This is a genomic window from Pyxidicoccus fallax, assembly GCF_012933655.1.
GTDB classification, from domain to species: Bacteria; Myxococcota; Myxococcia; order Myxococcales; family Myxococcaceae; genus Myxococcus; species Myxococcus fallax.
In genome coordinates, this window is the sequence record NZ_JABBJJ010000060.1 from 12,235 (window position 1) to 23,808 (window position 11,574).

The following is an 11,574-nucleotide window of genomic DNA, read 5'->3' on the forward strand; positions in this document are numbered from 1 at the left end:
AGGGGCCTCTCCCTCTCTCGGGTGTTATGCGCCTGGGAGCCGCGCTCTATGGCGGACGGGTGCGCCCCCCTTCCCCGCCCAGGCTCGTCACCGGAACCGAGTACGAACGACTGCTGCCCGCCCTCCGGCTGAAGCGCCCGTGGGCGCTCGGAGCGCACGGTGGCACCGCGCTCCCGGATGGAGTGGACGACGCGCGGGTGGCGGCTCGCATCCGGGACGGCAGGCTCGACCGCGGGCCCTGGCGGTCGGCGCTGGACCTCATCGATGAACAGGCACGCCTGCACGGTGAGCGCGTCGCGGTCGCGCATGGCGAGGTCGAGTGGAGCTACTCCCAGCTGCGTGAGCGCACCCGCGCCCTGGCCCGTGTGCTGCGAGCCCGGGGGCTCCGGCGCGGAGACGTGGTCGCGGTCGTGATGGACCGGGGGCCCGCCTTCATCGAGACCGCGCTCGCCGTCTGGCGTGTGGGTGCGGCCTATCTCCCTCTCGCCCCGGCGCACCCAGAGGCCTGGCGCGAGGACGTCATCCGGAGGGCCCGCGCGGCGCTGGTGGTCGGCCCGTCCCCGGACAGCGCCGTGCCGGGCGTGCCCCACCTCGACCTCGGTGCCGGGCTCACTCCTCCCGAGGACACCGATGGCGAGGTAGCGCTCGCCCCGGAGGACCTCGCGTACGTCATCTCCACGTCTGGCTCGACGGGTGAGCCCAAGCTCGTGATGGTCGAGCACCGGGGCGTCGCCAACCTGCTCCACGCCCAGCGGGACGCGCTCGGAGGGCTGGGGCCCGGCACGCGGGTCCTCCAGTTCTTCCACCCGTCCTTCGATGCGTCCCTGTTCGACGTCCTGATGGCGCTGCCCAACGGCGGCCGGCTGGACATCATCGACGACTCACGGCTCTCTGGTGAGCCGCTGGCCGAGCTGCTGCGCAAGCGCCGCATCACCCATGCCGTGCTTCCCGCGACCGTCCTCCGCACGCTCCCGCCGGGCCGGTTCCCCGACCTCCAGATGCTGATGAGCACGGGGGACGTCTGCCTTCCGGAGACCGCCAGGCAGTGGGCCCCGTTCCTCCGCTTCATCAACGGCTACGGGCCGACGGAAGCGACCGTGGCCAGCACGCTGCACACCGTGGATGCGCGGGACGGGGACCGGATCCCCATCGGCCGTGCCCTCTCCAACTGCCATGTCGTCATCCTCGACGAGCACCTGCGTCCCGTCCCCGACGGAGTCCCGGGCGAGCTGTGCATCGGCGGCGACGGAGTCGGACGCGGGTACCTGGGACGGCCCGCCCTCACCGCCGAGCGATTCATTCCCGATCCGTTCAGTCCGCTCCCCGGGAGCCGCCTGTACCGCAGCGGCGACCTGGGCAGGGTGCTGCCCGACGGGAGACTCGAGTTCCTCGGCCGGCGCGACGACCAGGTCAAGGTCCGCGGCGCGCGCATCGAGCTGGGTCAGGTGGAGGTGACCCTGGCCGCGCTGCCGGGCGTGAATGACGCGGTGGCCCTCATCGACGGCACGGGCGAGCGGCTCCTGGGCTATGTGCGGCCGCTCGCCGGCGCGGTGCTGTCGGCCGACGCGCTCCGCGCCGAGCTCCGCCACCGCCTGCCCGCCTATCTCGTTCCGGATGCCATCGTGCCGGTCGATGCGTGGCCGCTGACCCCGAGCGGCAAGGTGGACCGCGCCCGACTGCCCCGGCCGAGGCGCCCGGACCGCACCGGCTATCAGGCACCGCAGGCGCCAGTGGAAGAGGCCCTGGCCGCGATCTCCGCGGACCTGCTCGGAGTGGAGCGGGTCGGCGTGCATGACAACCTGTTCGAGATGGGCGGTCATTCGCTGTTCGCCACCCAGCTCGTCGCCCGGATTCGCGCGGTGCTGGGCGCCCACGTCGAGCTGAGCGCCGTGCTGCGAGCGCCCACCGTCGCGGAAATCGCGGCACGGCTGGAGGTGCGGCGCGACAACGTGGACCCGGGCCCACGCCGAGCGCCGCCAGGGGCTCCGCTCACTCCGTCCTTCGGACAGCAGCGCGTGTGGCTGATGCACAAGCTCAACCCGGATGCGCGGGCCTACCACACACAGGCGGTGCTCCGGCTGGAAGGTCCCCTGGACCGCGCGGCGCTGAATGCCAGCCTCACCGACCTCGTCCGGCGCCACGACGTGCTGCGCTCCCGATTCCCCGAGGTGGACGGGGAGCTGCGCTGCGAGCTGGAGGAGCCCTGGGAGGTGGAAGTACCGCTCCGGGACCTCAGCGGCGTGGACGAAGACGTGCTGGCGTTCCGGGTCGGCGAGGTCGTTCGCGAGATGGTCGAAGCCCCCTTCGCGCTCGCCGAGGGCCGGCCCTTCCGCTGGCTGCTCATCAGGCTGGGCGCGGATGAACACCTCCTCGTCCACGTCGAGCACCATGTCGTGCACGACGGCTGGTCGTTCAACGTCTTCGTCCGCGACCTGCTCGATGGCTACGCCGATTACGTGCGTCACGGCAGGGTGCTACGCCCGGAGCTGCCCGTGCAGTACGAGGACTACGCGCGCTGGCAGCGGGAGTGGTGCGGCACCGAAGCCGCGGCGGAGCAGCGCCGCTTCTGGCGCCAGGAGCTGGAAGGCGCCGAGACGGTGCTCCAGCTTCCCCGTCGCGTCCCATCCGGGGCGAGGCGGTTCCGTGGCGCCGCACCCCGGATGGAACTCGACGGCGAGCTGGCGCGCCGACTCCAGGCGTTGGCCGAGCGCAACGGCACCTCGCTGTTCACCACGCTCCTCGCGGCCTTCTTCGTCCTGCTTCACCGATACACCGGTTCGCGTGACCTCCTCGTTGGCTCCGGAGTCGCCAACCGGCGTTGGGACGCGACGGAGAACCTGCTGGGCATGTTCGTCAACACGGTCGTGCTGCGAGGCCGGCTGCATGGCGACCCCACCTTCACCGAGTTCCTCGCGCGGATGCGGAAGACGTGCCTGGAGGTCTTCGACCACCAGGAGCTGCCTTACGAGATGCTCTTCGCGGAGTCCCCCGCCCGACGCGACGGCGGGCCCAACCCGTTGATCCAGGCCCTGTTCAGCTTTCACGACGCGCCCCTGGGCCCGGTGTGCGCGTCGCCGCTCGACGTCTCCATCATCGAGGGGCTCGGCAATGGCTCGGCCAAGTTCGAGCTGTCCGTCGTCGCCGTCCCCCGCTACGCCGAGCCGGGACACATCAGCCGCCTGGAGGGGGATGTCGTGCACATCCCCCGCTCCGATGGCCCCGTGCGTCCGGGTCCGCGCGCGTCCCTGAGAGGCATCACGCTCGCCTGGGAGTTCGACTCCGACCTCTTCGAGGAGTTCTTCATCGACGGAATGCTGTCCGCGTACCAACGGCTCCTGCGCGACATCACCGCCGCGCCGGACACCCCGGTGTCGCGGCTGTCCCTGCTGGACGACGCGGCCTCCCGAGCGCTCGTCATCCGGGGCCCCACGCGCGACGCGCCGGCACCCTGGCTGCCCACGCTCGTCAGGCAGTGGGCGGAGCGCACGCCGGATGCACCCGCCGTCAACTCGGGCGCCGCGCCGATGACCTACCGCGAGCTCACGCTCCGGTCCGCGCGGCTGGCATGTCACCTCCGCGACCTGGGGGTGAATCGCGGAGACCTGGTGGCGGTGTGCCTCCCACGCTCGGCCGGGCTCGTCGTGGCGGAGCTCGGCATCCTGGAGGCGGGTGCGGCCTTCCTTCCCCTGGAGTCGAGCCATCCCCCGCCCTACCTGGAGAAGCTCGTCCGGGACGCGGGCGCACGTGTCGTGGTGACGACGGCGGAGCTGGCAGGACGGGTGCCGGGACCGCGAGAGGTGGTGCTGGACGAAGTCCCCGACACGTCCGCCCCGCCACTGCCACCGGGCGAGCCCTCGGACGTCGCGTACGTCATCTACACCTCCGGGTCGACCGGAACGCCCAAGGGAATCCAGATCGAGCACCACTCGGTCGTCGCCCGCCTGCACGCGCTGGACGCGCCCGAGCTGAGACCGGGCAGGACGATGCTGGGCATGGCGTCCGCCGCCTTCGACGTCTCGGTGCTGGAGATCTGGGGCGCGCTGTTGAACGGCGCCGCCGTCCATTTCCTCCAGTCCGGCTGGGACGTGCGGGGACTGGCGCGGTGTCTCACCCACGATGCCATCTCCCATGCCGTGTTCACGCCCGTGGTGTTCCATCAACTGGTGGCGGAGGCGCCGGAGGTGTTCGACGGCCTGGAGCAGGTCCTGGTCGCCGGAGACGTCGTTGCCCCGGAGGCGTTCCGCGAGCTTCGGCAAAGGGGCGTCACGCGGGTGATGAACGCCTACGGTCCCACCGAGGCGACCATCATCGTCAGTGGCCAGTGGCTCGGCGACTGGAACGACGAGACGGCCACCCGAGTCCCCATTGGCGGAGCGCTTCCCAACGCCCACCTCGTCGTGCTCGACGAGCACTTGCAGGTGGTGCCTCCGGGCGTCGTCGGGGAGATCTGCATCGGCGGTCCTGGCGTCGCCCGAGGCTCTCTCGGCAGGCCGGAGCTGACGTCCGAGCGGTTCGTGGCGGACCCGTTCTCTCGGCTTCCGGGGGCACGGCTGTACCGAACCGGGGACCTGGGCCGGTGGCTCCCCGGTGGAGTGCTCGACTTCCTGGGCCGCCGTGATGAGCAGGTGAAGATCCGCGGCATGCGCGTGGAGCTGGCCGAGGTGCGGGCCGGGCTCGTCGCGTACCCCGGGGTGACGGACGCCGTCGCCGTCATCGAGCGGACCGAGGGCGAGCCGCGAATCATCGGCTACGTCGTGGCCGCGCCAGGGGCCTCGGTCTCCGGTCAGGCCGTGCGCGAGGCGCTGGCGCGCGGGTTGCCCGGACACCTCGTGCCCACGAACGTCCGGGTCCTGGACGCGTTGCCCTTGAATACCAACGGCAAGCTCGACCGGGCCCGTCTGCCGGCGTGGCAGGGGGAACCGGCGGACGCCCCGTTCACCGCGCCGAGGAACGACGCCGAGGCCCGCATCGCCTCGGTCGTCGCCGAGCTGCTGGGTGTGGACCGGGTCGACATCCATGCGCGCCTGTTCGCGCTGGGCATGCACTCGTTGCAGGCCGTCCGGCTCGCCTCGCGGCTGAGCAGGATGACGGGCCGCGAGGTGGACCTCGCCATCCTCCTCTCGGGACCGACGGTCGCGCAGCTGGCGGAGCTGCTCGCCGCGCCAGCGCCCGCGCGGCCCACCATCGGCAGGTTGCCTCGCACATGACGAGCGTCTTCCCGCTGTCCTTCGCCCAGCAGCGGCTGTGCTTCCTCCACTGGCTCGACCCCACGGGGTTCGCGCACAGCTCGGCGCGCTGCCTCCGGGTGAAGGGCCCGTTGGACCTCTCCGCCCTGTGCGTGGCCCTGGACGTGCTGGTGGCCCGGCATGAGCCGCTGCGAACACGCTACCCGCTCGGCGCGCACCAGCAGGTGCCTTTGGATGGACGTGTCGATGTGCAGGTGCTGGACGTGGCGAACGAAGCCGAGGCGCTCCAGCACGCCGAGGTCACCGTGGCGCGGCCGTTCGACATCGAGCACGGGCCGTTGCTGCGGCTCACCGTGCTTCGGTGGTCTCCGAAGGCGCACCTCCTCGTCTTCTCGGCGCATCTGCTCGCGGCCGATGGATGGTCGCTCCAGGTCTTCTTCGAGGAGCTATCGCTCGCCTATCGGGCGGTGGTCCGCGGTGAGCCCGTGAGGCTTCCCGAGCTTCCCGTGCAGTACGTGGACTGGGCGGCGTGGCAGCGGGAGCAGCTCACCGGCGCGCGGCGCGAGGCGCTGACACGGTGGTGGTGCCAGCGGCTGTCCGGGCTCCCGCTGGTGCTGGACCTCGTCCCTCCCCGCCGGCCCATGGGTCGGGGGCGGCGCATGCATCGCGTCCTTCCCTCCGAGGTCGCCGCGTCGGTGAGAGCGCTCGCGAGAAGCGAGCAGCGAAGCGTGTTCACGGTGCTGGCCGCCGCCTGCGGGGTGGTGCTCGGGCACCAGGCGGGACGGGAGCAGGTGCTGCTCGGGCTGGCCGTAGCCAACCGCGAGCTCCCCGAGGTCGAGCGCGTGCTCGGGTTCTTCGTCAACACCGTCGCGCTGCCCGTGGACCTGAGCGGCCACCCCGACTTCCGCGAGCTGCTCACTCGGGTGGCGGAGGCCACGGCCGCCGTGAATGCCCACAAGGACCTGCCCTTCGAGCAGCTCGTCGCCGCGCTCGGCCCACCGAGAGACTCCAGCCGGTCGCCCATCGTCCAGGTGAACTTCGCCTACCACCCGGCGGGCACGACGGGCGTGCTGGCACTGCAAGGCTGCGAGGTGAGCGACTGCCTGCTGGACTTCGCCACCGCGAAGTTCGAGCTCACCCTGCGCGTCGAGGAGACCTCCGACGGCGCGAGCGTCGTCTGGGCCGAATACGACGAGAGCCTGTTCGACGCGGGCTTCATCACCCGCTTGCTGTCGGCCTACGAGGAGGTCCTGCGCGCCGCGACGCCCGGAGTTCCCGTGGCGCGCCTGCTGCCTCCGCCCACCGCGACGGAGCGCGTCCTCATGCGGATCTTCTCGGACGTGCTGGGAGTCGAGACAGTCGGTCCGCACGACGACTTCTTCCGTCTGGGCGGACAGTCCCTGCAGCTCGTCGAAGTGGCGGCCCGGATCCGTGCCGAACTCGGCCCCGGACTCGGGCTGCGTGACTTGTACGAAGTCCCGACGGCGGCGGGTGCCGCCGCCCGGTTCACGAATCGAGGAGCGTCACGATGAGCGATTCCTATCCGAAGCCCAGGGACTTGCGGCGTCCGCTGGATCCTCCCGCCGACTACAAACGGCTCCAACGGGAAGCCCCGGTATGTCCCGTGAAGATCTGGGATGGCAGCACGCCGTGGCTCATCACTCGCCATGCGGACGCGTGTGAAGCGCTCGCGGATCCACGGCTGTGCGGGGACTTCACGCACCCGGGCTTTCCGCACACGTCCCCCGCCTCGAAGGCCCGGCGGGCCCGGCTCCTGCCCTTCGCGTTCCGCCCCGAGGCCGAGTACCGGCCCCAGCGGGCCATGCTCCTGCACGAGTTCACGTCACGGAAGATGGAGGCCTGGCGCCCCGCCATCCAGCGCACCGTCGACGAAGCCATCAACGCGATGCTGGCCGGGCCTCGACCCATCGACCTGATGGCGGCCTTCGCGCTCCCCGTCGCCATCCGCGTCATCTGCGACGTGCTGGGCATGCCCCGCGAGGACGCCGAGCACCTGCACGTCCTCAGTCGCACGGTGGGCTCCCGCACCGCGCCGAAGGAGGCGGTGGAACGCGCGCTGGATGCGCTGGACGGCTTCTTCCACCGTCTTGTGGCCACGAACGTGCGCGCCCCGGGCGACACGCTCGTCGGCCGCGTCGTGGCCGAGCAGGTGCTGCCCGGGAAGCTCAGCGAGCCCGACGCGGCCGCCATGTTCCAGCTGCTGTTCCACGCGGGCCACGGGCCCTCCGCGTACATGTTCGGCATGGGCGTGGTGGCGCTGCTGCTCCACCCCGACCAGCTCGACAGGTTCCGCGCGATGGAGGACCCCCGGGAAATCTCAGCCGCGATTCAGGAGCTGCTGCGCTTCGTCACCGTGTCGCATAGCGCCCGGCAGCGCGTCGCCCTGGAGGACGTCACCCTCGGGGGCCAGCACATCCGGGCCGGTGAAGGGGTCCTCGTCCAGCTCTCCGCGGCCAACCGGGACGAGACGGTCTTCCCGGAGCCGGACCGCCTGGACCTCCAGCGCGAGCCACGCCCCAACCTCGCGATGGGGCATGGCATGCACCTGTGCACGGGCCGGGCGCTGGCCCTCATCCAGCTCGAGGTGGTGTTCCGCACGCTGTTTCGGCGCATCCCCACCCTGCGGCTGGCCGTGCCCGTCGAGGACATCCCCTTCAAACAGGATGAGAACATCCTCGGCGCGCACGAGCTCCCCGTCACCTGGTAGCTACAGCTCGAGGACGATCTTCCCGAAGCTGGCGTTGGACTCCATCCGCCGGTGCGCGTCCGCCACGCGCTCCAGCGGGAAGGTGGAGTCGATGATGGGGCGCACGCGCCCCGCCGCCAGCTCCGGCAGCCACCGCTCGCTGAAGCGCCGGGTGACGGCCACCCGCTGCTCCGGAGACAGCGGGCGGAGCGCCATGCCCTTGAGCTGGAGCCGCCGCATCACCACCTGCCGCAGGTCCAGGTCCGCGCTCATCCCGTCCAGCAGGCCCACGAGGAGGAGACAGCCGCCGAACTTGAGGACGGACAGGTTGCGGTCCAACGCCGCGCCGCCCACGAAGTCCTCCACCACGTCCACCCCGGCCCCGCCCGTCAGCGTCAGCACCTCCCGGGCGAAGTTCCCCTCCGAGCGCAGCACGGCTCCCTCGGCGCCCAGCTCCAGGCACCGCCGGCGCTTCTCCTCGCTGCCCACGATGGCGAACGGCCGCGCGCCCACCGCGCGCGCCACCTGGATGCACGCGGTGCCGATGCCGCTGCCTCCCGCGTGGATGAGCACGGACTGGCCGGCGCGCAGGCCGCCCAGCTCCACGAGCGACTCGTGCGCGGTGATGAAGGCCTCCGGCGTGGCCGCGGCCTCCACGAAGGACCAGCCGTCCGGCATCAGGACGGCCATGCCCTCCTCCATGAGGCACGCCTCCGCGTAGCCTCCACCCGCCACGAGCCCGAAGACGCGCTGGCCCGGCTTCAGCGTCGTCACGCCGGAGCCACAGGCCTCCACTTCTCCCGCCACCTCGATGCCGAGGCCCGGATTGGTGACGCCGGGCGGCAGTGGATAGCCGCCGCTGCGCTGCACCGTGTCCCCGCGGTTGAGGGCCGAGGCCCGCACGCGCACGCGAATCTGACCGGGTCCCGGCTTCGGGCGAGGCGCTTCGGCCACGCGCAGCACTTCCGGACCGCCGAAGCCGTCCAGCAACACCGTCCTCATGGGAGCTTCAGTAGTTGGCATCGATATCCACGGCGTGCTTGCGCAGGGGAACGAGGAAGGAGCGCTCGAAGGTCATGAAGACGGTACCGTCCGCCTTCAGGCCCTTGGTCTCCACGGAGACGATGCCCTGCGTCTTGCGGGACTTGGACATGCGCTTGTTGAGCACGCGGCTCTCCGCGTAGATGGTGTCTCCGACGAAGACCGGGGCGGTGAGGCGGATCTTGTCCCAGCCCAGGTTCGCCACGCCCTTGGCGCTGGTGCTGTTGAGGGCCATGCCCCCGACGATGGCCAGCGTCACCAGGCTGGACATCAGCGGCTGCTTCCACTCCGTCTTGGAGGCATAGACGGCGTCGATGTGGAGCGGGTGCGTGTTGAGACACAGCAGGGACTGCCAGATGTTGTCCACCATGGTGAGGGTTCGGCCGGGGCGGTGCTCGAACACGTCGCCCACCTCGAAGTCCTCGTAGTAGAGCCCGTACGTCTCGCGGTACCGCTGCTTGCCCACCTTCTTGTGGGCGGTGACCATCTTCTTCATGTGTCTCCACTCCCAGACCCCGTCCGCAGCGGGATGGGAATCAGCGCCTGCTCGATTTCAATGCTCGCCAACACCCGCCGGGCCGCGGCCACCAGCGGGGGACCAATCATGTTTCCGCTCACGACGTGGATGCCACCCTTCCCGTCATCCGCCTGGGCCAGCACCCGCCGCGCCTGATCCACCATCTGGGCCGAGGGTCGCAGCGCGTCGTGGACGACTCGCACCTGCTCCGGGTGGATGACGATCTTCCCGGTGAAGCCCAGCGCCCGGGCCCGCCGTGTCTCCTCCTCCAGTCCCGCCGGGTTCTGCAAATCGAAGAACGGCGAGTCGATGGCGTGCAGCCCCGCGCCGATGGCGGCCATGGCGATGCGCGAGCGCGCGTACAGCATGGGCTCCCAGGTGAGCGGGACGCCGAGCTGGGAGGACAGGTCGGCCGCGCCGAAGATGAGCCCGCGCAGCCGCGGCGTGGCGGCGGCGATGTCATCCACCGCGGAGACCCCCTTGGGCGTCTCGATGATGGCCATCAGCGCGAGCTCCGGAAAGCGGCCGCCCAGCAGCTCGTCGAGCTGCCGCACCTCGATGGGCGACTCCACCTTGGGAATCACGATGACGTCGGGCCCTGCTCCGGAATCCAGCATGGCGAGCACGTCTCGCAGGCCATCCGCGGTCCGCAGGCTGTTGATGCGCACGGACATGGGGCAGCGCCTGGGCGCATGCCTCAGGTAGTCGATGGCGAGCCGGCGTGCCTCGCCCTTGAGGGCCGGGGGCACGCCATCCTCCAGGTCCAGCTGACCCATGTCCGCGCCAACCACCTCCGCCTTGTCGAAGCGGCAGGGGTCCAGCGCGGGAGTCACCAGGACGGTCCTGCCGGGTGTGAACGTCACCATGACGCCTCCACTTTCTCAGGCCGCGTTGGGCAGCACCTGCTGAACGGCGTCGCACAGCCGCTGGACGTCCGACGCGGATACGTTGGCGCGCATCATGATGCGCAGCCCCGCCCTCCCCTTCGGGACGATGGGGAAGAACACCGCCGAGGTGTAGAAGCCGCGCTCCATCATCCTCCGCGAGGCCTCCACCGCCGCGGACTCCGGCCCCACCTCGATGACCTTGATGGGGAACTCCTCGCCCTTGGTGCGGGTGGTGATGCGCTCGTCGAAGGCGCGGATGTTCGCGCGCAGGGCTCGCTGCCGCTCGGCCAGCTCCGGACCGGCGTGCACGCGCGCGGAGGCGAGGCTGGCGCCAATGGCCGGGATGTTGGTGCTCTGGGACCAGCCCAGTGGCCCCGCGAAGCGCGCCACCAGGTCCGTGTGGTAGTCGGGCCCCAGCATCACCGCGCCGCCCGACGTGCCGTACCCCTTGGCCATCGAGCCGATGATGATGGTGCGCGGGTTGAGGTCCCCCAGGACGAGCGAGCGGACGAAGCCCTCACCCTTCTCGCCGTAGAGCGAGATGGAGTGCGAGTCGTCGAAGTAGAGGAACAGGCCGTAGCGCTCCTGCAGCGCGAACAGGTCCTTCACCACCGCGGCGCCGCCCATGGAGTAGAAGCCGTCCGCCACGTAGGCCACGCGCGCGTGCTTGCGGCAGATGTCCTCCAGGTAGTTCAGGTCGTTGTGCGGCGAGGTGAGGACCTCCGTCTCGTCCGCGCAGATGGGCTTGATGAGGTTCATCGAGAAGTGCGCGGCCTTGTCGAAGACCATGACGGGCGGCTTGCCCTCGGGCAGCAGGTGCCCGGAGGCGATGAGCGGCAGGATGCCCGCGCTGGCCGCGCTGGCCGTCGTGGTGACCACCACCTTCGCGCGCCACAGCTTGGACAGCTCGGACTCCAGGTCATCCAGCGCCTTCAGGCGGATGCGCAGGCGCGAGATGGACATGTTGAACGTCTTCTCGCGCTGGAGGATTTGAATGGCCCCCTCGAGGATGTCCGGGTGCGTGTCCAGGCCCAGGTACGAGCACGAGCAGCAGTTGATGAACTCGCGTCCGTCCGGCAGCTCCACGGTGCCCCGCCCGGTGTTCCGCACCGCCAGGTCCAGCAGGCCCGCCTCCTTGGCCGCCTGGAAGGACGGGTTGCCGTGAGCAATCATCGACTCGGAGTTGCGGTAGAGGTTCTTCTCGTTCATGGCTGCGCTCGTCACGGTCTTCGGGGG

The 11,574-nt window shown here is 70.7% G+C and carries 7 protein-coding genes; 3 read left to right on the forward strand and 4 right to left on the reverse strand.

Annotation, left to right across the window (positions count from 1 at the left end; genetic code table 11):
• Positions 1-59 precede the first annotated feature (59 nt).
• Genes HG543_RS15320 through HG543_RS15330 form a run of 3 tightly spaced genes read left to right on the forward strand, consistent with a single transcriptional unit; the run spans position 60 to position 7,914 of the window.
• Entirely contained in the window at positions 60-5,207 is a 5,148-nt protein-coding gene (locus tag HG543_RS15320) for a non-ribosomal peptide synthetase (RefSeq protein WP_343073362.1), read from the forward strand.
• Positions 5,204-6,718 carry a condensation domain-containing protein gene (locus HG543_RS15325; protein WP_169345504.1) on the forward strand — a complete coding sequence of 505 codons (1,515 nt, stop codon included), beginning with the start codon at positions 5,204-5,206 and terminating at the stop codon, positions 6,716-6,718. The genes HG543_RS15320 and HG543_RS15325 overlap by 4 nt, the downstream gene beginning before the upstream one ends.
• Complete coding sequence (locus HG543_RS15330) at positions 6,715-7,914, forward strand: cytochrome P450 (protein WP_169345505.1); 1,200 nt, start codon at positions 6,715-6,717, stop codon at positions 7,912-7,914. The genes HG543_RS15325 and HG543_RS15330 overlap by 4 nt, the downstream gene beginning before the upstream one ends.
• Here the strand turns inward: HG543_RS15330 and HG543_RS15335 are convergent, their stop codons facing one another.
• From HG543_RS15335 to HG543_RS15350, 4 genes are read right to left on the reverse strand one after another with little or no spacing between them, the layout of a single operon-like run.
• Positions 7,915-8,895 carry an NAD(P)H-quinone oxidoreductase gene (locus tag HG543_RS15335; RefSeq protein ID WP_169345506.1) on the reverse strand — a complete coding sequence of 327 codons (981 nt, stop codon included), beginning with the start codon at positions 8,893-8,895 and terminating at the stop codon, positions 7,915-7,917.
• Between the two features lie 7 nt (positions 8,896-8,902).
• The gene (locus tag HG543_RS15340; RefSeq protein ID WP_169345507.1) at positions 8,903-9,430 is read right to left on the reverse strand and encodes a MaoC/PaaZ C-terminal domain-containing protein; all 528 of its coding nucleotides are present in this window, start codon (positions 9,428-9,430) and stop codon (positions 8,903-8,905) included.
• On the reverse strand, positions 9,427-10,317 hold the full coding sequence (locus tag HG543_RS15345) for an HpcH/HpaI aldolase/citrate lyase family protein (protein WP_169345508.1): 891 nt from the start codon (positions 10,315-10,317) through the stop codon (positions 9,427-9,429). Before HG543_RS15345 ends, HG543_RS15340 begins: the two co-directional genes overlap by 4 nt.
• Positions 10,318-10,332: 15 nt before the next feature.
• On the reverse strand, positions 10,333-11,547 hold the full coding sequence (locus tag HG543_RS15350; RefSeq protein ID WP_169345509.1) for an aminotransferase class I/II-fold pyridoxal phosphate-dependent enzyme: 1,215 nt from the start codon (positions 11,545-11,547) through the stop codon (positions 10,333-10,335).
• Positions 11,548-11,574 lie beyond the last annotated feature (27 nt).

Bases quoted from the DNA above. Each gene is read 5' to 3' on its own strand.
- HG543_RS15325 (WP_169345504.1), top strand. From the start codon at position 5,204: ATGACGAGCGTCTTCCCGCTGTCCTTCGCCCAGCAGCGGCTGTGCTTC.
- HG543_RS15330 (WP_169345505.1), top strand. From the start codon at position 6,715: ATGAGCGATTCCTATCCGAAGCCCAGGGACTTGCGGCGTCCGCTGGAT.
- HG543_RS15335 (WP_169345506.1), bottom strand. From the start codon at position 8,895: ATGAGGACGGTGTTGCTGGACGGCTTCGGCGGTCCGGAAGTGCTGCGC.
- HG543_RS15340 (WP_169345507.1), bottom strand. From the start codon at position 9,430: ATGAAGAAGATGGTCACCGCCCACAAGAAGGTGGGCAAGCAGCGGTAC.
- HG543_RS15345 (WP_169345508.1), bottom strand. From the start codon at position 10,317: ATGGTGACGTTCACACCCGGCAGGACCGTCCTGGTGACTCCCGCGCTG.
- HG543_RS15350 (WP_169345509.1), bottom strand. From the start codon at position 11,547: ATGAACGAGAAGAACCTCTACCGCAACTCCGAGTCGATGATTGCTCAC.